This is a genomic window from Pseudomonas pichavaramensis, assembly GCF_050473265.1.
Classification (GTDB): Bacteria; Pseudomonadota; Gammaproteobacteria; order Pseudomonadales; family Pseudomonadaceae; genus Aquipseudomonas.
Genome location: NZ_JBJKFJ010000004.1, coordinates 337,093 through 355,277, shown reverse-complemented (window position 1 = coordinate 355,277; position 18,185 = coordinate 337,093). Strand labels below are relative to the sequence as shown.

The 18,185-nt window shown below is 61.1% G+C and carries 19 protein-coding genes and 1 tRNA gene; 11 read left to right on the top strand and 9 right to left on the bottom strand.

The genetic code is table 11. The features are described 5' to 3' along the window. Window positions 1-84 precede the first annotated feature (84 nt). A tRNA-Ser gene (locus ACJRW5_RS09340) sits at window positions 85-172 on the bottom strand. Between the two features lie 174 nt (window positions 173-346). On the opposite strand from ACJRW5_RS09340, the gene ACJRW5_RS09335 reads away from it, so the two are divergent. From ACJRW5_RS09335 to ACJRW5_RS09305, 7 genes are all read left to right on the top strand, one after another. Then, on the top strand, window positions 347-1,015 hold the full coding sequence (locus ACJRW5_RS09335) for a Bax inhibitor-1/YccA family protein (RefSeq protein WP_484570239.1): 669 nt from the start codon (window positions 347-349) through the stop codon (window positions 1,013-1,015). A gap of 118 nt (window positions 1,016-1,133) precedes the next feature. Further along, complete coding sequence (gene tusD / locus ACJRW5_RS09330) at window positions 1,134-1,526, top strand: sulfurtransferase complex subunit TusD (protein ID WP_484570238.1); 393 nt, start codon at window positions 1,134-1,136, stop codon at window positions 1,524-1,526. Then, a complete protein-coding gene (tusC, locus tag ACJRW5_RS09325; RefSeq protein WP_484570237.1) occupies window positions 1,527-1,886 on the top strand; it encodes a sulfurtransferase complex subunit TusC in 360 nt (119 codons plus the stop codon). It begins immediately after the preceding gene. Next, the gene (tusB, locus tag ACJRW5_RS09320; protein ID WP_484570236.1) at window positions 1,886-2,185 is read left to right on the top strand and encodes a sulfurtransferase complex subunit TusB; all 300 of its coding nucleotides are present in this window, start codon (window positions 1,886-1,888) and stop codon (window positions 2,183-2,185) included. The genes tusC and tusB overlap by 1 nt, the downstream gene beginning before the upstream one ends. Then, on the top strand, window positions 2,182-2,517 hold the full coding sequence (locus tag ACJRW5_RS09315; RefSeq protein WP_484570235.1) for a TusE/DsrC/DsvC family sulfur relay protein: 336 nt from the start codon (window positions 2,182-2,184) through the stop codon (window positions 2,515-2,517). Before tusB ends, ACJRW5_RS09315 begins: the two co-directional genes overlap by 4 nt. After that, window positions 2,514-3,509 (top strand): glycosyl transferase family protein, encoded by a 996-nt coding sequence (locus tag ACJRW5_RS09310; RefSeq protein WP_484570234.1) that lies wholly within the window; start codon window positions 2,514-2,516, stop codon window positions 3,507-3,509. The genes ACJRW5_RS09315 and ACJRW5_RS09310 overlap by 4 nt, the downstream gene beginning before the upstream one ends. Before the next feature lie 73 nt (window positions 3,510-3,582). Then, window positions 3,583-4,584, top strand: a complete 1,002-nt coding sequence (locus tag ACJRW5_RS09305) for a glutathione S-transferase family protein (protein WP_484570233.1) — start codon at window positions 3,583-3,585, stop codon at window positions 4,582-4,584. 76 nt (window positions 4,585-4,660) lie between these two features. Here the strand turns inward: ACJRW5_RS09305 and cysG are convergent, their stop codons facing one another. The 6 genes from cysG to ftsK all read right to left on the bottom strand — a co-directional run bounded on the left by cysG (window position 4,661) and on the right by ftsK (window position 12,408). Next, window positions 4,661-6,049: a siroheme synthase CysG gene (gene cysG / locus ACJRW5_RS09300; RefSeq protein ID WP_484570232.1), complete on the bottom strand. Its 1,389-nt coding sequence runs from the start codon at window positions 6,047-6,049 to the stop codon at window positions 4,661-4,663. A gap of 136 nt (window positions 6,050-6,185) precedes the next feature. Beyond that, the gene (gene serS / locus ACJRW5_RS09295) at window positions 6,186-7,466 is read right to left on the bottom strand and encodes a serine--tRNA ligase (protein ID WP_484570231.1); all 1,281 of its coding nucleotides are present in this window, start codon (window positions 7,464-7,466) and stop codon (window positions 6,186-6,188) included. 79 nt (window positions 7,467-7,545) lie between these two features. After that, a complete protein-coding gene (crcB, locus tag ACJRW5_RS09290; protein WP_484570230.1) occupies window positions 7,546-7,926 on the bottom strand; it encodes a fluoride efflux transporter CrcB in 381 nt (126 codons plus the stop codon). Then, complete coding sequence (locus tag ACJRW5_RS09285) at window positions 7,923-9,248, bottom strand: replication-associated recombination protein A (RefSeq protein ID WP_484570229.1); 1,326 nt, start codon at window positions 9,246-9,248, stop codon at window positions 7,923-7,925. Before ACJRW5_RS09285 ends, crcB begins: the two co-directional genes overlap by 4 nt. A gap of 3 nt (window positions 9,249-9,251) precedes the next feature. Continuing rightward, a complete protein-coding gene (gene lolA / locus ACJRW5_RS09280) occupies window positions 9,252-9,878 on the bottom strand; it encodes an outer membrane lipoprotein periplasmic chaperone LolA (protein WP_484570228.1) in 627 nt (208 codons plus the stop codon). A 124-nt stretch (window positions 9,879-10,002) separates the two neighbouring features. Further along, on the bottom strand, window positions 10,003-12,408 hold the full coding sequence (gene ftsK, locus ACJRW5_RS09275) for a DNA translocase FtsK (protein WP_484570227.1): 2,406 nt from the start codon (window positions 12,406-12,408) through the stop codon (window positions 10,003-10,005). Window positions 12,409-12,602: 194 nt separating this feature from the next. On the opposite strand from ftsK, the gene trxB reads away from it, so the two are divergent. The 4 genes from trxB to infA all read left to right on the top strand — a co-directional run bounded on the left by trxB (window position 12,603) and on the right by infA (window position 15,409). Continuing rightward, window positions 12,603-13,553, top strand: a complete 951-nt coding sequence (gene trxB / locus ACJRW5_RS09270; RefSeq protein WP_484570226.1) for a thioredoxin-disulfide reductase — start codon at window positions 12,603-12,605, stop codon at window positions 13,551-13,553. Between the two features lie 57 nt (window positions 13,554-13,610). Then, window positions 13,611-14,291: a leucyl/phenylalanyl-tRNA--protein transferase gene (gene aat, locus ACJRW5_RS09265; protein WP_484570225.1), complete on the top strand. Its 681-nt coding sequence runs from the start codon at window positions 13,611-13,613 to the stop codon at window positions 14,289-14,291. Window positions 14,292-14,345: 54 nt separating this feature from the next. Continuing rightward, window positions 14,346-15,053, top strand: coding sequence for an arginyltransferase (locus tag ACJRW5_RS09260; protein ID WP_484570224.1), 708 nt, complete (start codon window positions 14,346-14,348; stop codon window positions 15,051-15,053). A gap of 137 nt (window positions 15,054-15,190) precedes the next feature. Next, window positions 15,191-15,409: a translation initiation factor IF-1 gene (infA, locus tag ACJRW5_RS09255; protein WP_002553999.1), complete on the top strand. Its 219-nt coding sequence runs from the start codon at window positions 15,191-15,193 to the stop codon at window positions 15,407-15,409. A gap of 102 nt (window positions 15,410-15,511) precedes the next feature. On the opposite strand, the gene clpA is transcribed toward infA, so the two are convergent. Together clpA and clpS are read right to left on the bottom strand one after the other, a co-directional pair. After that, on the bottom strand, window positions 15,512-17,782 hold the full coding sequence (gene clpA / locus ACJRW5_RS09250) for an ATP-dependent Clp protease ATP-binding subunit ClpA (protein WP_484570223.1): 2,271 nt from the start codon (window positions 17,780-17,782) through the stop codon (window positions 15,512-15,514). Between the two features lie 29 nt (window positions 17,783-17,811). After that, entirely contained in the window at window positions 17,812-18,174 is a 363-nt protein-coding gene (clpS, locus tag ACJRW5_RS09245; RefSeq protein ID WP_484570222.1) for an ATP-dependent Clp protease adapter ClpS, read from the bottom strand. Window positions 18,175-18,185: the final 11 nt, after the last annotated feature.

Below are 18,185 nucleotides of genomic sequence, written 5' to 3'. Positions count from 1 at the left end.
AAGGTCTGACCTAGCTTGGCGCACGCAAGTCAAAAAGCAAGCGCCAGATTAAGATCGGGAATTGCGCGGGGCAATATAGAGAAATGGCGGAAGCGGTGAGATTCGAACTCACGGATAGTTGCCCATCGACGGTTTTCAAGACCGTTGCCTTAAACCACTCGGCCACGCTTCCAAATTCTTTCTGCGGAGGGGATCAAGACTGCTGCCTTGAACCTCCGCGTCAGTGCGGGCGGCAATCTTACCGGAACGCAACACACTGTCAAACTCTCTGTCTTGGCACATGGACCTGCTCTGCTATGATCCGGGCATTCGAATACCGGAATCCTTGTGCCACAGGAGCGTCGCCATGCAAGAACGAGACTACGTCATCAACCATTCGCAGGCCGACCAGCAGGAAGTCAGCAAGGTGCTGCGCAACACCTATGGCCTGCTGGCAATCACCCTGGCATTCAGTGGCCTGGTGGCTTTCCTCAGCCAGCGCGCCAACCTGCCCTACCCGAACTTCTTCGTCGTGCTGATCGGCTTCTACGGCCTGTTCTTCCTCACCTACAAACTGCGTGATTCGGCCTGGGGCCTGGTTTCCACCCTCGCTCTGACCGGCTTCATGGGCTACACCCTCGGCCCAATCCTTAACCTCTATCTGGGCATGGCCAATGGCGCTGAGGTAATCAGCTCGGCGTTCTCCATGACCGCCCTGGTGTTCTTCGGTCTGTCCGCCTACGTGCTGACCACCCGCAAGGACATGAGCTTCCTCAGCGGCTTCATCACCGCCGGCTTCTTCGTGCTGCTCGCGGCTGTACTGGCCAGCATCTTCTTCCAGATCAGCGGCCTGCAACTGGCCATCAGCGCCGGCTTCGTGCTGTTCTCCTCGGCCTGCATCCTGTTCCAGACCAGTGCCATCATCCACGGTGGCGAGCGCAACTACATCATGGCTACCATCAGCCTCTATGTATCGATCTATAACCTGTTCGTCAGCCTGCTGCAGATCTTCGGCGTGATGGGCGGCGACGACTGATAGGGTTTCGTCCCCTTCAAGCCCGCTTCGGCGGGCTTTTCTTTTTTATCTGCCTGACTTTGTGCGCCGCAGGCCGCTGGCCTTATCATTGCGGCTGTTTTACCTCGCCGGACGTCCCATGAAGTTTGCCATCGCCCTGTTCGCCGCCCCTCACCTGCCCGCCTCGCGGCGTGCGCTGCGCTTCGCTCAGGCCGTGCTGGCCGGCGGCCACGAGATCGTCCGCCTGTTCTTCTATCAGGACGGCGTGCACAGTGCCGCCAGTAACGTCGTCAGCCCGCAGGACGAACTGGATTTGCCCACAGAATGGCGCGAGTTCGTCACCGAACACCAGCTGGACGCTGTGGTGTGCATCGCCGCCGCACTGCGCCGCGGCGTGCTGAACGCCGAAGAAGCACAGCGCTATGCACGCCCCGCCGCCAACCTGGAGGCGCCCTGGGAACTGTCTGGCCTCGGCCAGTTGCATGAAGCAGCGCAGCAGGCCGATCGCCTGATCTGCTTCGGAGGCCAGTGAATGAGTAAATCCCTGTTGATCATCAGCCGTCAGGCGCCCTGGAGTGGCCCTGGTGCACGCGAGGCGCTAGATATCGCCCTGGCCGGCGGGGCGTTCGACCTGCCAATCGGCATGCTGTTTCTCGACGATGGCGTATTCCAGCTGAGCAAAGCCCAGCAGCCGAGCACACTGCAACAGAAGGACCTAGGCGCCAATCTGCAGGCGCTGCCGATGTTCGGTGTGGAAGACCTCTATGCCAGCGCGCGCAGCCTGGCCGAGCGCGGCCTGAGCGAGGCTGAACTGAATCTGCCCGTGCAGACCCTGGATGACAGCGCACTGACAACCCTCCTCGATCGTTATGACCAGGTGATCACCCTCTGATGGCCACCCTGCACATTCTCTCCCACTCGCCATTCGCCGACAGCCGCCTGGGCAGCTGCCTGCGCCTGCTCGGCGCCGAAGACGCGTTGCTGCTCAGCGGCGATGCGGTCTATGCGCTGCAGCCCGGCACCGCCAACCTACAAGCGCTGAAGCTGATGCCGACCAGCGTTGCACTGTATGCCCTCGACGAAGACCTGAGTGCACGCGGCCTACAAGCCCCCGAACGCGCTCAGGCCCTGGACTACCCGGATTTCGTCGAACTCTGCACCCGCTACGCCAAGGTCAACAGCTGGCTATGAACGCACTGAACGTTGCCGGGCAGCACATCGCCCTGGACAAAGATGGTTACCTCACCGAGCTGCAAGACTGGTCGCGTCCGGTCGCCGAAGCGCTAGCCGCGACCGAAGACCTGCAGCTGAGCGCCGAGCACTGGGAAATTCTCGAACTGCTGCGCGCCTTCTACAACGAGTTCCAGCTGTCGCCAGCCAATCGCCCGCTGATCAAGTATGTAGCCCTGAAACTGGGCCCGGAGAAAGGCAACAGCCTACACCTCAACCGCCTCTTCAAGGGCACGCCCGCCAAATTGGCGGCCAAGCTCGCTGGCCTGCCGAAACCGACCAATTGCCTATGAACCTGATCACGCCTACCGAACACCCTTTCGCGCAGTTCGTGCGCATTCTCGGCAAGGGCAAGCGCGGCGCTCGTGGCCTGACCCGAGAGGAAGCCCGTGATGCCATGGGCATGCTGCTCGACGGCAAAGTCGAGGACACCCAGCTGGGCGCCTTTCTCATGCTGCTGCGGCACAAGGAAGAAAGTGCCGAAGAACTTGCCGGTTTTACCGAAGCGATTCGCGCAAGGCTGTCCGCTCCCACAACCCTGGTCGATCTGGACTGGCCCAGCTATGCAGGCAAGAAGCGCCATCTGCCCTGGTACCTGCTGGCGGCCAAAGCCTTGGCAGCCAGCGGCGTGCGTATATTCATGCACGGCGGCGGTGCGCATACCGCAGGCCGGCTGTATACCGAACAACTGCTGAAGCAGCTGGAGATTCCTCACTGCCGCGACTGGCAGGCAGTCGCGAGCGCACTCGACCAGCACGGCCTGGCCTACAGCTACCTGGGCGACTGGATGCCGCCCCTGCAACGCATGATCGATCTACGCAACACACTCGGCCTGCGTTCACCGATTCACTCCCTGGCCCGCGTGATCAATCCGCTGGGCGCCCGCTGTGGCCTGCAAAGCATCTTCCATCCCGGCTACCAGGCCGTCCACCGCGAGGCCAGCCGCCTGCTCGGTGACAGCGCCATCGTGATCAAGGGCGAAGGCGGCGAAATCGAGGTCAACCCGGACGCCACCTGCCACCTTTACGGCACGCGCAGTGGCGAAGACTGGGACGAAGAATGGCCAGCGCTTTCGCCGCAGCGCCACGTCAAACCTGAGCAGCTCACCCCGGCCTTGCTGAACGACTTCTGGCAGGGCGAGCATGAAGATGCCTACGGCCGACTGGCAGTGATCGCCACGATTGCGATGGCTCTGCGAGGACTGGGCCTGCCCCGTGACCAAGCCTTTGCGCAGGCGCAACAGTGCTGGGACAGTCGATTGACATCTACAAACCCGATTGATTGAGCCAGGTTTTTCCACTATTTAATCGATTGGATAACGCTAGACTCCAGGTTCATTCAAAACGGAGGCAAGCGATATGGGCCTGTTAATCGATGGGCGCTGGCACGACCAGTGGTATGACACCGGCAAAGGTGGCCGCTTCCAGCGTGAGAGCGCACAGCGCCGTAACTGGGTCACAGCCGATGGCAGCGCCGGCCCTAGCGGTGATACAGGCTTCAAGGCCGAAGCCGGCCGCTATCACCTGTACGTATCTCTGGCCTGCCCTTGGGCCCATCGCACCCTGATTCTGCGCAAGCTCAAGGGACTTGAATCCTTGATCGATGTATCGGTGGTCAGCTGGTTGATGCGCGAGCAAGGCTGGACCTTCGATCGCGATTTTGGCTCCAGCGGCGACCGCCTCGACAATCTGACCTACATGCACCAGCGCTACACCGCTGACGATCGAAATTACAGCGGGCGCGTAACCGTACCCGTGCTGTGGGACAAGCAGACCGGCGGTATCGTCAGCAATGAGTCGGCGGAAATCATCCGCATGTTCAACAGCGCTTTCGATGGACTGACCGGCAACGACCTGGATTTTTACCCGGAACCGCTGCGCGAACGCATCGATCAGCTCAACGAGCGCATCTACCCGGCGGTGAACAACGGTGTCTACCGCGCGGGTTTCGCTACGACGCAAGAAGCTTACGAGGAAGCCTTCGACGAGCTGTTCGCCATGCTCGATGAGCTGGAGGGGCTGCTCGATAAGCACCGCTATCTGGCAGGGGAATACCTGACCGAGGCCGATATCCGCCTGCTCACCACGCTGATCCGTTTCGACGCGGTCTATCACGGCCACTTCAAGTGCAACCTGAAACGCATCGAGGACTACCCGAACCTCTCCAACTGGCTACGCGAGCTCTATCAGTGGCCGGGGATTGCCGAGACGGTGGATTTCACCCATATCAAGTCGCACTACTACGCCAGCCACGCCACCATCAACCCGACGGGCGTGATCCCCAAGGGCCCGCAGCAGGACTTCACGGGCGAGCACGACCGCCAGCGCCTGCCAGGCAAGGGCGTGTGGCAAGAAAGCTGAGCGCCAGGCCGTAGGGTGGATGAGACTTTTTTCATCCACCGATAGCCAGTCGACGAAGCGCAATCCACCCCAGGTATCAGACGCTGCCCTGCGCACCCTCGAACCAGGCGAGCTTGTCGCGTAGCGTCACCACCTCACCGACTATTACCAGTGTTGGCGCATGCACTTCATGCTCGGCAACCAACTGCGGCAGCGTGTCCAGAGTACCGGTGAATACACGTTGGTTGTGCGTGGTGCCTTGCTGCACCAATGCCGCCGGCGTCGCACCGGAACGGCCGTGGGCAATCAGCTGCTCGCAGATGCCAGGCAGCCCCACGAGCCCCATGTAGAACACCAGCGTCTGCCCTGACGCCACCAGATCCTTCCACGGTAGATCGCTGCTGCCATCCTTGAGATGCCCGGTCACGAAGCGCACCGACTGCGCGTAATCGCGATGGGTCAGCGGAATACCGGCATAAGCGGCGCAACCCGAAGCCGCAGTGATACCCGGCACCACCTGGAAGGGAATATCCTCGGCGGCCAGTTGCTCGATCTCCTCACCACCGCGGCCAAAGATGAACGGATCGCCACCTTTTAAACGCAGCACGCGCTTGCCCTGGCGCGCCAGGTCGATCAGCAGCTGATTGATCTGCTCCTGCGGTACCGCGTGATCGGCGCGGCGCTTGCCGACGTAGATGCGTTCGGCATCGCGCCGGCATAGCTCGATGATCGCAGGCGCCACCAGACGGTCGTACAGCACCACATCGGCTTGCTGCATCAGGCGCAAGGCGCGGAAAGTCAGCAAGTCCGGGTCGCCAGGCCCGGCACCAACCAGATAGACCTCACCCAAAGCGCGCGGCGCGGCACCGGCCAGACGCTCTTCGAGCAGACGCTCGCCCTCCTCCGGCTTGCCGGCAAACACGCTCTCGGCAATTGGTCCCTGAAACACGTCTTCCCAGAACACCCGGCGCTGCTGCACATCGGGGAACAGCTGTTTGACCCGTTCACGGAAGCGCTTGCCCAGGTTGGCCAGTTGGCCGTATGAAGCCGGAATCCAGGTTTCGATCTTGGCGCGGATCAGCCGCGCCAGCACCGGCGCATCACCGCCGCTGCTGACCGCCACGATCAGCGGCGAGCGATCGACGATGGCCGGGAATATCACGCTGCACAGCGCAGGCGCATCGACCACATTGACAGGGATACCCAAGGCTTGCGCCTCGGCAGAAATTTGCGCATTGAGCGGTACGTCATCGGTTGCAGCGATAACCAAGCCGACACCCTGCAGGTCGCTATTGGCGTAGCCCCGCAGGAAAACGCCATCCGCACCGGCCAATTCCTGCAGCTCGCTACGCACCTCTGGCGCCACGACTCGCAAACGAGCCCCTGCATCACTGAGCAGGCGTGCCTTGCGCAGCGCGACCTCGCCACCGCCGATCACCAGTACCGGGCGATCCTGCAGCTTGTGGAACAACGGAAGAAATTGCATCAGATCAGCCTCACCAGAGGTCGCTTGGCAGGGTGCGCTGTACGCACCAACCTATGATGGAGGGTCGGCATACCTATCCCCCAATCAAAAACGGGGCAGCTGTGGCCGCCCCGCTCTTTACATCGAAGTGACCCGCTCAGCCGATTACTTCGATACCACCCATGTATGGCTTCAGTACCTCAGGCACGCGGATGCTGCCGTCGGCCTGCTGGTAGTTCTCCAGCACCGCCACCAGGGTACGACCAACCGCCAGGCCGGAACCATTGAGCGTGTGCAGCAGCTCGGGCTTGCCGGTTTCCGGGTTGCGGTAGCGCGCCTGCATGCGGCGCGCCTGGAAGTCACCGCAGTTGGAGCAGGAAGAAATCTCGCGGTACTTGTCCTGGCTCGGCACCCAGACTTCCAGGTCGTAGGTCTTAACGGCCGAGAACCCCATATCGCCGGTGCACAAGGCCAGCTTGCGGTATGGCAGCTCAAGCAGCTGCAGCACGCGCTCGGCGTTGGCGGTCATACCTTCCAGCGCCTCGAAGGAGGTCGAAGGCTCCACCACCTGCACCATCTCGACCTTGTCGAACTGGTGCTGGCGGATCATGCCGCGCGTATCGCGACCGGAAGCCCCCGCTTCGCTGCGGAAGCAGGGTGTGTGGGCGACGAACTTCAGCGGCAGTTGCTTGGCATCGAGAATTTCACCGGCAACGATGTTGGTCAGCGACACTTCGGCAGTCGGGATCAGGTACAGATCAGCCTGATCCTCACGGCGGACCTTGAACAGATCTTCCTCGAACTTGGGCAACTGGCCAGTACCCTGCAACGCCGGAGCCTGCACCAGATAAGGGGTGTAGGCCTCTTCGTAGCCGTGCTCGCCGGTGTGCAGGTTGATCATGAACTGCGCCAGGGCACGATGCAGACGGGCAATCGGGCCGCGCAGCAGAGCAAAACGCGCGCCGGAGAGCTTGGCGGCGGTTTCGAAGTCCAGCCAGCCGTGTTGTTCACCCAGAGCAACGTGATCCTTGATCTCGAAATCGAAGCTGCGCGGCGTACCCCAACGAGCGACTTCGACGTTTTCATCTTCATCGGCGCCGACCGGCACGGACTCGTGCGGCAGGTTGGGGATGTTCAGCAGCAGGTTGTCCAGCTCGCCCTGGATCGCGTCCAGCTCACGCTTGCCGGCTTCCAGGTCGCTGCCCATCTGGTCCACTTCCGCCAGCAGCGGCGCGATGTCTTCGCCGCGCGCCTTGGCCTGGCCGATGGACTTGGAACGACTGTTACGCTCGGCCTGCAGTTGTTCGGTGCGCACCTGCACCGACTTGCGCTGACTCTCCAGGGCCTCGAAGCGGGCGACGTCAAGAGCGAAGCCACGGGTGGCGAGGCGCTCGGCGATTTCGGTGAGTTGCGTGCGGACGAGTTTGGAGTCGAGCATGTTCGGGTCTCAATACATCATCGAAAAGGTGGATCGCCAGCAAACTGGCGCGGGTGGTGGAGTGTAAAGCCTTAGCGGGTCAGGATGCCAATCGGGCCAGACTCAGGCCGGCCCAGGCCGCCAACAGACCGCCAAGTATGCTGAAGGCCAGATAGCCGAGTGCTTCGGTCGCGCGCCCGCCTTCCATCAGCTTCATGATCTCCAGGCTGAAGGAGGAAAACGTGGTGAAGCCGCCCAGCACGCCGGTAATCAGACCGGTGCGCAGCTCCAGTGGTAAATCAGTACGGGTGAGAAAAAGCCCGGAAAGCAGCCCGATAAGCAGGCATCCGAGCACGTTCACCGCGAAGGTAGCCAGATAGAAATGCCTCGGCCAGTTACCCGCAACCCAGCTGGCGACCAGAAAGCGCATCAGCGAACCGACCGCCCCCCCCGCTGCCACGGCAAGCGCCACACGAATCATCTCTTTCTCCTCTGCCGGGTACTGCTGGCATCCAGGCTGCGCAGATGCTTGAGCTTCTCGCGAATCTTCGACTCCAGGCCTCGCGGCACAGGCTGGTAGTACTCGCGCGGTTCCATCTCATCGGGAAAGTACACCTCGCCGGCGGCGTAGGCGTTGGGCTCATCATGGGCGTAGCGATATTCCTCGCCATAACCGAGTTGCTGCATCAGCTTGGTTGGCGCATTGCGCAGATGCAGTGGCACATCCAACGAACCGAACTCGGCGACATCGCGCTTGGCGGCAGCAATGCCCAGGTACACGGCATTGCTCTTGGCCGCACAAGCCAGATAGGTCACCGCCTGCGCCAGCGCCAGATCACCCTCGGGACTGCCCAGACGCTTGACCGCATCCCAGGCTGCCAGACACAACGGCAGCGCGCGCGGATCGGCATTGCCGATGTCCTCGCTGGCCATGGCGACGATACGCCGGCAGATGTAGGACGGGTCGCAACCGCCGTCTAGCATCCGCGCCAGCCAATACAGTGCACCGTCGGGGTTGGAGCCACGGACGGACTTGTGCAGCGCACTGATCTGGTCGTAGAAGGCCTCGCCGCCCTTGTCGAAACGCCGGCGGGTATCGCCCAGCAGGTTGTGCAGCGACTCGACGGCGATCTCGCCGCCGTCTTCGGCCAGGTCAGCGGCATTTTCCAGAAAGTTGAGCAGGCGCCGACCATCACCATCGGCGGCGGCCATGAGCATCGCGAAGCTTTCCTCAGGCAGGCGCAGATGGCGTTCGCCGAGGCCTTTCGGATCAGTCAGCGCGCGTGTGACCAGCTTGCGCATGGCCGCTTCGTCGAGGCTCTTGAGCACATAGACACGGGCGCGCGACAGCAGCGCGTTGTTCAGCTCGAACGAGGGGTTCTCGGTGGTGGCACCGATGAAGATCAGCGTGCCGTCTTCCACGTAGGGCAGAAAGGCGTCCTGCTGGCTCTTGTTGAAACGGTGCACCTCATCGACGAAGAGGATGGTACGGCGACCGTACTGGGCGGCATGCTGCTGCGCCACCTCGACCGCCTGGCGAATCTCCTTGACCCCGGACAGCACCGCCGAAATGGTCTCGAAATGCGCATCGCTGACCTTGGCCAGCAAGCGCGCCAGCGTGGTCTTGCCCACGCCTGGCGGTCCCCAGAAGATCATCGAATGCAGAGCGCCCTGCTCTAGCGCCTCACGCAGTGGTTTGCCGGCCCCCAGCACATGCTCCTGGCCAACGTACTCATCCAGGCTGGTAGCACGCAAACGCGCAGCCAGAGGCTGCGCGACAGGTTGGCGAGCAAACAGATCCACCACTTACTCCTGGATAACGTCCGCGCCTTCGGGAATGTCGAAACTGAACTGGCCATCGTCGACGGGCTCGTTCATCTTCACATTGAGGAACAGAATGTTGGTGCGCTGGCCAATGCTGTCGATCAGTTGCATGTCATTCAGCACACGATTGCGGAACGACAGGCGCAGGCTATCGAACAGGCTGTCCTTGGCCTTGGGCTTGAGAATGAAGTCGACCACATTGCCGCCTTCCTTGTAGTCGATCTCGAAGTTATCGCGAATTTGCGATACATCACCGGACAGCAGCAGAGCCGGGGTGTGGGTCAGGCGCTGATCAAGCGTCTGGATAGTCACCTGTTCCAGGTCCGGGTCGTACAACCAGACCTTCTCGCCATTGGAGACCAGCAGTTGCTCCATCGGCTCGTCGGTGTGCCAGCGAAACAGTCCTGGGCGCTTCAGCACCAACTGCCCGGCAGTTTCCTGCAGCTGGGTGCCACTGGCATCCAGGGTCAGCTGAGAGAAGCGCGCACTGATGGTCTGCGCCTGGTTGAGCAGCTCGGTCAGGCGCTTGGTGGCTGCCTCTTCGTCTGCGTGGGCGGTCAGCAGGGTAAAGCTCAGAACAGCCAGCGTCAGCAGGCGAATAAAACGCATAGAAACCCCTTGATTCCGTGTGAGGATGGCGAGATGAGTCCGCACCTCGCATTGCCCAGCCACGCTTGAGTGGCCGTGATTCTGTAGACCGCGATTAGGACGTTTTATCCGCGATCGCGCGAAGTCAGTCGCGAGACGGGCCCGGCGCCAGGACTTCGCGCGAACCATTGGTGTTCATCGAGCTGACCACCCCTGCCATTTCCATCGCCTCGATCATCCGCGCGGCGCGGTTGTATCCAATTTTCAACTTGCGCTGAACGGCAGAGATGGACGCGCGACGACTCTCCAGGACGAAATTGACGGCCTCATCGTATAGCGGATCTTCCTCGCTGCCCTCACTGCCTTCGCCGCCACCGCCTTCGAAGCTGCCACCACCCTCTTCGACTCCGGCGAGAATGTCTTCGATATAGTCCGGCGATCCGCGCTGTTTCCAGGCCTCGACCACTCGATGCACTTCGTCATCGGAAACGAAGGCGCCATGCACGCGAATCGGCAAGCCGGTGCCCGGTGGCAGATAGAGCATGTCACCATGGCCCAGCAACTGCTCGGCGCCACCCTGGTCGAGAATCGTGCGTGAGTCGATCTTGCTCGAGACCTGGAACGCCATACGCGTCGGGATGTTGGCCTTGATCAGACCGGTGATCACGTCCACCGACGGCCGCTGAGTCGCCAGGATCAGGTGAATCCCCGCCGCACGCGCCTTCTGCGCGATACGCGCGATCAGCTCTTCGACCTTCTTGCCGACGATCATCATCATGTCGGCGAATTCGTCGACCACCACCACGATGGTCGGCAGCGGCTTGAGCAGCGGCGCCTCGTCGTCCATGTTCTCGCGACGGAACAGCGGGTCGGTCAGCGGTGTGCCCGCCTCGATGGCGTCCTTGACCTTGCGATTGAAGCCGGCCAGGTTGCGCACGCCCATGGCCGCCATCAGCTTGTAACGGCGTTCCATCTCGGCGACCGACCAACGCAGCGAGTTGGCGGCTTCCTTCATGTCGGTCACCACCGGGCACAGCAGGTGCGGAATGCCTTCGTAGATCGACAGTTCGAGCATCTTCGGGTCGATCATGATCATCCGCGCCTCTTCCGGCGTGGACTTGAACAAGATCGACAGGATCATCGCGTTGACCCCCACCGACTTACCGGAACCGGTGGTACCGGCCACCAGCAGGTGCGGCATCTTGGCCAGGTCGGCGATCACCGGACGGCCACCGATATCGTGGCCCAGCGCCAGGGTCACCGGCGACTTGGCATCGTCATACTCGCTCGACGACAGCACTTCGGAGAAGCGCACGATCTGCCGGTCTTCGTTGGGAATCTCGATGCCCACGGTGGTCTTGCCGGGAATCACCTCGACCACGCGCACACTGACCATGGCCATCGAGCGGGCCAGATCCTTGGCCAGGTTGGAAATACGGCTGACCTTGACGCCGGCAGCAGGCTGAATCTCAAAGCGGGTAATGACCGGCCCCGGATGTACGGACTCGACCACGACCTCGACGCCAAACTCCTTGAGTTTGATTTCCAGCAGCCGCGACATGGCCTCGAGCGACTCGGGGGAATACTGCTTCTGCTTCTTCTCGGCCACATCGAGGATGGAAATGGGCGGCAGACTGCCTTCAATGGCCGTATCGACGAACAACGGCGCCTGCTTTTCCTTGAGAACGCGCTTGCTCGGTTCAGCAGCCTTGGGCGGCGCAGGCGGCGTGATTACTGGTGCAGGGCGCTTGTCGCGCTCGCTCATGTGCTTGCTCAACGATTCCTCGCGTTCGAGCAGACGCTCCTTGACCTTGGCCTGTTCGCGACGATCCGCAACCACAGGCGCTGCCACCTCGGTGACGCGGTCATCGAACTCGCGCAGCTGCGCGACCATCTGCTTGCGTTCGCTGCGGGCATTCCACCAGCCCGTGATGGCACCGTGGATCAGTTCGATCAGATCGAGGGTGATCTTGCCCGTCAGGTCCATTACCCGGAACCAGGACAGATCGGTAAAGACGGTCAGGCCAAACAGGAACAGGGCCAGGAAGATCAGCGTGCTGCCCTGCACGTTCAACGCATGCACGGCCAGATCACCGAGGCTGGCGCCGAGCATGCCGCCACCGGAACCCTGCATACCGGCAGCCGCGGCGAAATGAATGTCGCCCAGAGCCGCGCCGGAGAGAATCAGGAATACCAGACCGATGCTGTGCCAGGAAAACAGCCAGCCGTTCCAGTGCCAGGGCTGATTACGGGTACGAAACACCTGCCAGGTCTTGGCTCCCAGCAAAAGCGGGAAGATGTAGGCGAAATAACCTAGAGCACCGAACAGTGCACTGGAGAGCCATGCGCCGATGCTGCCGCCGGCATTGATGATGCGCTCGACCTGCACACTGTTGTCCCAGGCCGGATCGGCGGCGTTGTAGGTCAACAATGCCATCAGCAGATACAGGCACATAGCGCCCAGGGCGATCAACGCGCCTTCCTTCAGTCGATACTGAAGCTTCTGACGCCAATCGATAGTCTGGGTGGGAGAATTCTTCAAAACAGCCATTTCCTGCGCACTGGGCGCGTCCATCTGATGGTTGATCGCACAAGCGCGCTATTGTAGGGCCAGGCTGGCGCGCAGGCCAATTGCCAAGCTCCCGCACTTGCCCTGCTTCGGTGTAGCATAGCCGCCAGCAGCTTCCATGCGGCTCAATTGGAGCACGCATTCTCTTTTGTGACAAAGGCTTATGGGGTTTTTTTATGAGCGAAGTCAAGCATTCACGCCTGATCATCCTGGGTTCCGGCCCTGCCGGTTATAGCGCCGCTGTTTACGCCGCACGCGCCAACCTCAAACCCGTGGTCATTACCGGCATCCAGCCTGGTGGTCAGCTCACCACCACCACCGAAGTGGACAACTGGCCGGGTGACGTCGAAGGCCTCACTGGCCCGGCGCTGATGGAACGCATGCAAAAGCACGCGGAACGCTTCGACACCGAGATCCTCTACGACCATATCCACACCGCAGAGTTGCAGAGTCGCCCCTTCGTGCTCAAGGGCGACAGCGGCACCTATAGCTGCGACGCACTGATCATCGCCACCGGCGCCAGCGCCCAGTACCTCGGTCTGCCTTCGGAAGAAGCCTTTTCTGGCAAGGGCGTCTCCGCCTGCGCCACCTGCGACGGCTTCTTCTATCGCAACCAGGTGGTCGCGGTAATCGGCGGCGGCAATACCGCTGTTGAAGAGGCACTGTACCTGTCCAACATCGCCAAGGAAGTGCACCTGGTGCACCGCCGCGACAAGCTGCGCTCAGAGAAGATTCTGCAAGACAAGCTGTTCGACAAGGTCGAGAACGGCAACATGCGCCTGCACTGGAACCACACCCTGGACGAAGTGCTGGGCGACCAGACCGGCGTGACCGGTGTACGCCTGAAGAGCACCGCAGACGGCAGCACCAAGGAACTGGACCTGGCCGGCGTGTTCATCGCCATCGGTCACAAACCCAACACCGAGCTGTTCGTCGGCCAACTTGACATGCATGACGGCTACCTGAAGATCAAAGGCGGCAGCGAAGGCAACGCCACGGCCACTAGCATCGAAGGCGTATTCGCCGCCGGCGATGTCGCGGACCACGTCTACCGCCAGGCCATCACTTCGGCCGGCGCTGGCTGCATGGCCGCACTGGACGTCGAGAAGTTCCTCGACAGCAACTGACCGGCAGTCAGGGCGAGCTCGCTACTCGCCCTCCCCTGCCCCGCTGGACGGACACGCATGCTGACCTGGCTGCAACGTGACTCCCTGCAGTTCCCGCCGCTGGCAAAGGCCATGCGCGAACCCAACGGCCTACTGGCTGCTGGTGGCGACCTCAGCGCCGAACGCCTGATCAGCGCCTATCGCCACGGTTGCTTCCCCTGGTTCGACGACAGCCAGCCGATTCTCTGGTGGTCGCCCGACCCACGCACCGTACTCTTCCCTGACGAGCTGCATGTATCACGCAGCCTTGCCAAACTGCTGCGCCAGCAGCGCTATCGAGTCACATTCGACCAGAACTTTGCAGCCGTCATACATGCCTGCGCCGAACCACGCGCTTACGCCGACGGCACCTGGATCACTCAGGACATGCAGGATGCCTACCTGCAACTGCATCAACGCGGCATCGCCCACTCGGTCGAAGTCTGGCTTAATGACCAGTTGGTCGGCGGCCTCTATGGCCTGGCCATGGGTCAGCTGTTCTTCGGCGAATCCATGTTCAGTCGCGCCGACAATGCCTCGAAAGTCGGCTTCGCCACGCTGGTCGGCAAACTGCATGAATGGGGCTTCATCCTCATCGACTGCCAGATGCCCACCCAGCACCTGCACAGCTTTGGCGCCAGGGCCATCCCCCGCAGTTCCTTCGCCGACTATCTCGCCCGCCATCTCGACCAGCCCAGCACTGCCAACTGGCTCGCCTAGTCGAGTGGCCAACCCTGACATACACTCATAGTCAGGTTTTACCGAGATACCGCCATGACCGAGCTGGCCCGCCTGAAGTTCTATGCCACTCAGCCACATCCATGCAGCTATCTGCCGGAAGAGCAGGCCACCACCCTGTTCCTCGACCCCAGCCAGCCCATGGATGTGCTCGTCTATGCCGAACTGTCGGAGATGGGTTTTCGCCGTAGCGGCGACCATCTCTACCGCCCCCACTGTCAGCAATGCACGGCCTGCATCCCTGCACGCATTCCCGCTGCGCTCTTCACCCCGAACCGCCAACAGCGGCGGATTCTCAAGCGCAATGACGACATCAGCGTTCGTTCGGTACGCCCTGCATTCACCGAAGAGTATTACGCGCTCTATGTACGCTACATCGAGCAGCGTCATGCCGATGGCGATATGTATCCGCCTAGTCGTGATCAGTTCTCGACCTTTCTCGTTCGTGACCTGCCATTCTCTCGCTTCTATGAATTTCGCCTGCGCGGCAGGTTGGTGGCCATTGCCGTCACTGATGTTCTGCCAAACGGTCTTTCAGCGGTTTACACCTTCTATGATCCGAGCGAAGAGCGTCGCAGCTTGGGGCGATTCGCCATCCTCTGGCAGGTAGGGGAAACAGCACGCCTTGGCCTGGAGGCGGTGTATCTGGGCTACTGGATCAAGAACTGCCGCAAGATGAACTACAAGACCCAATACCGTCCGATCGAGCTGTTCATCAATCAGCGCTGGACGCAGCTAACCTGACACCGTCCATCTCTTTAAAACCAGGGCAAAAAACCAAGCCACTTGGCGCAGCCCCCTGTTTTCGGGCACAATGCACGCCGCTTTTGCCTGGGGCCAGTCGCGCCGGGCCATTTCCTGGATACCGAGGGCTTTACTGCATGTCGAAAGAAGACAGCTTCGAAATGGAAGGCACTGTCGTCGACACCCTGCCCAACACCATGTTCCGCGTGGAGTTGGAAAACGGGCACGTCGTTACCGCGCACATCTCCGGCAAGATGCGCAAGAACTACATCCGCATTCTCACTGGTGACAAGGTGCGCGTTGAGCTGACGCCTTATGACTTGAGCAAGGGCCGCATTACCTACCGCGCCCGTTAAGCCAAGCACCAAACGAAAACGCCCGGCAATCGCCGGGCGTTTTCGTTTGCATATGTAGCGCAACCGGCTACGGGCATCCTTGCCGCAGCCAGCCCATCCAGATCAGGCGACCTCCGCCGCCGTCTCGAACTCGAAGCTTGGCTCGCCATCCGCAATGTCGATGTGCACCACGCCGCCGTGCTCAGCCAACTCGCCAAACAGAATCTCTTCCGCCAGCGGACGCTTGATCTTGTCCTGGATCAGGCGCGCCATCGGCCTTGCCCCCATCATCACGTCGTAACCACGCTCGGCCAGCCAGCTGCGCGCAGCGTCGCTGACTTCCAACGTGACACGCTTGTCTTCCAGCTGCGCCTGCAGTTCGGTAAGGAACTTGTCGACGATGCTCTTGATGACTTCGTGACTGAGGCGACCGAACTGGATAATGGTATCCAGGCGATTGCGGAACTCCGGGGTGAAGCTCTTCTTGATCACTTCCATGGCATCGGTGGAGTGATCCTGCTGAGTGAAGCCGATCGACGCACGCGATGCGGTTTCTGCACCGGCATTGGTGGTCATGATCAGAATCACGTTGCGGAAGTCAGCCTTGCGCCCGTTGTTGTCGGTCAGGGTGCCGTGATCCATCACCTGCAGCAGCAGGTTGAAGACCTCCGGATGCGCCTTCTCGATCTCATCAAGCAACAGCACGCAATGCGGCTGCTTGGTGATGGCCTCAGTCAGCAGGCCGCCCTGGTCGAAACCGACATAGCCGGGCGGCGCACCAATCAGGCGCGACACGGTATGCCGCTCCATGTACTCGGACATATCGAAGCGTACCAGCTCGATTCCCATCGCCTTGGCCAGCTGCCGCGCGGCCTCGGTCTTGCCCACCCCGGTAGGACCGGCGAACAGGAAGGAACCGACAGGTTTGTCCGGCGCCTTGAGCCCAGCCCGGGACAGCTTGATCGCGGTAGACAGCGAGTCGATCGCGGCATCCTGGCCGAACACGGTGAGCTTGAGGTCGCGCTCCAGGTTGCGCAGCAGCTCCTTGTCGGAACTGGAGACATGCTTTGGCGGAATCCGTGCGATTTTGGCGACGATATCCTCGACCTGCGCCACTTCGATACGCGCTACACGCTTGTCTTCCGGCTGCAAGCGCTGATAGGCGCCCGCTTCATCGATCACATCGATGGCCTTGTCCGGCATGTGACGGTCATTGATATAGCGCGCAGCCAGCTCAGCCGCGGCACGCAGCGCCTCATCGCTGTATTCGATGTGGTGATGCTGTTCGAAACGAGCCTTGAGCCCCTTGAGGATGCCGTAGGTGTCATCCACCGAAGGCTCGACCACGTCGACTTTCTGGAAGCGACGCGCCAGCGCGCGGTCCTTCTCGAAGATGCCACGGAACTCCTGGAATGTCGTCGAGCCGATGCAGCGAATCTCGCCGGAGGACAACAACGGCTTGAGCAGGTTGGAGGCATCCATCACCCCGCCGGACGCCGCACCGGCGCCGATGATGGTGTGGATTTCATCGATGAACAGGATCGCGTGTGGGCGCTTGCGCAGTTCATTGAGCAGCGACTTGAAGCGTTTTTCGAAATCGCCGCGGTATTTGGTTCCGGCCAGCAATGCGCCGAGATCCAGCGAATAGACCACGCTGTCGGCCAGCAGGTCAGGCACCTGCTCATCGACAATGCGCTTGGCCAGACCTTCGGCGATAGCGGTCTTGCCGACGCCCGCCTCACCGACCAGCAACGGGTTGTTCTTGCGACGACGCGCGAGGATCTGCGCTACGCGCTCGACCTCATGCTCGCGACCAACAAGCGGATCGATCCGCCCTTGACGCGCGAGCTCATTGAGATTGCTGGCATAGGCATCGAGCGGATTACCGGAGGTGGCGGAATCACCTCCCTCCTCATCCTGCATGTCCTGATCGCTTTCGTGGTGATCACCATGCCCTGGCACCTTGGAGATGCCATGGGCGATATAGTTGACCACGTCGATCCGCGCCACGCTCTGCTGCTTGAGCAGGAACACGGCCTGGCTTTCCTGCTCGCTGAAAATCGCCACCAGCACATTGGCGCCGGTCACTTCGCGCTTGCCGGAGCTCTGCACGTGGAACACTGCACGCTGCAGGACACGCTGGAAGCCCAGGGTCGGCTGGGTCTCACGATCCTCGTCATGCTGGGGAATCAACGGCGTGGTGGAATCGATGAATTCCTGCAGATCATGGCGCAGCTTGTCGAGGCTGGCCCCGCAGGCCCTCAAAACACTGGCCGCTGCCTCATTATCCAGCAAGGCCAGTAGCAGGTGCTCGACCGTCATGAACTCATGACGCTTGGCACGGGCCTCCTTGAAAGCCAGATTGAGGGTGACTTCGAGCTCTCGATTCAACATAGCTTCACCTCATACCCAAGTGGCCGGCGTTAACCGTCCTTCTCTATTTCACAGAGTAGCGGATGCTGGCTCTCCCGCGCATATTGGTTGACCTGCATTGCCTTGGTCTCCGCAATGTCGCGGGTGTAAACCCCACATACCGCACGTCCTTCTGTATGGACGGCCAGCATGATCTTGGTTGCCAGCTCCCGATTCATGCTGAAAAAGGTTTCAAGTACTTCGACGACGAAATCCATAGGTGTGTAGTCGTCATTGAATAGGACCACCTTGTACATCGGTGGTGCCTGCAGTGCTGGCTTGGATTCCTCGACAGCGATACCAGAGGAGACATCCTCATGCTCTGCCGGGTGATCCTGATTGAATGTTAGTCGAATCTGGCTACTTGCATGCATGCTGAATTCAG

Coding starts and splice junctions, on each gene's coding strand:
- ACJRW5_RS09335 (WP_484570239.1), top strand. CDS start 347: ATGCAAGAACGAGACTACGTCATCAACCATTCGCAGGCCGACCAGCAG.
- tusD (WP_484570238.1), top strand. CDS start 1,134: ATGAAGTTTGCCATCGCCCTGTTCGCCGCCCCTCACCTGCCCGCCTCG.
- tusC (WP_484570237.1), top strand. CDS start 1,527: ATGAGTAAATCCCTGTTGATCATCAGCCGTCAGGCGCCCTGGAGTGGC.
- tusB (WP_484570236.1), top strand. CDS start 1,886: ATGGCCACCCTGCACATTCTCTCCCACTCGCCATTCGCCGACAGCCGC.
- ACJRW5_RS09315 (WP_484570235.1), top strand. CDS start 2,182: ATGAACGCACTGAACGTTGCCGGGCAGCACATCGCCCTGGACAAAGAT.
- ACJRW5_RS09310 (WP_484570234.1), top strand. CDS start 2,514: ATGAACCTGATCACGCCTACCGAACACCCTTTCGCGCAGTTCGTGCGC.
- ACJRW5_RS09305 (WP_484570233.1), top strand. CDS start 3,583: ATGGGCCTGTTAATCGATGGGCGCTGGCACGACCAGTGGTATGACACC.
- cysG (WP_484570232.1), bottom strand. CDS start 6,049: ATGCAATTTCTTCCGTTGTTCCACAAGCTGCAGGATCGCCCGGTACTG.
- serS (WP_484570231.1), bottom strand. CDS start 7,466: ATGCTCGACTCCAAACTCGTCCGCACGCAACTCACCGAAATCGCCGAG.
- crcB (WP_484570230.1), bottom strand. CDS start 7,926: ATGATTCGTGTGGCGCTTGCCGTGGCAGCGGGGGGGGCGGTCGGTTCG.
- lolA (WP_484570228.1), bottom strand. CDS start 9,878: ATGCGTTTTATTCGCCTGCTGACGCTGGCTGTTCTGAGCTTTACCCTG.
- ftsK (WP_484570227.1), bottom strand. CDS start 12,408: ATGGCTGTTTTGAAGAATTCTCCCACCCAGACTATCGATTGGCGTCAG.
- trxB (WP_484570226.1), top strand. CDS start 12,603: ATGAGCGAAGTCAAGCATTCACGCCTGATCATCCTGGGTTCCGGCCCT.
- aat (WP_484570225.1), top strand. CDS start 13,611: ATGCTGACCTGGCTGCAACGTGACTCCCTGCAGTTCCCGCCGCTGGCA.
- ACJRW5_RS09260 (WP_484570224.1), top strand. CDS start 14,346: ATGACCGAGCTGGCCCGCCTGAAGTTCTATGCCACTCAGCCACATCCA.
- infA (WP_002553999.1), top strand. CDS start 15,191: ATGTCGAAAGAAGACAGCTTCGAAATGGAAGGCACTGTCGTCGACACC.
- clpA (WP_484570223.1), bottom strand. CDS start 17,782: ATGTTGAATCGAGAGCTCGAAGTCACCCTCAATCTGGCTTTCAAGGAG.
- clpS (WP_484570222.1), bottom strand. CDS start 18,174: ATGCATGCAAGTAGCCAGATTCGACTAACATTCAATCAGGATCACCCG.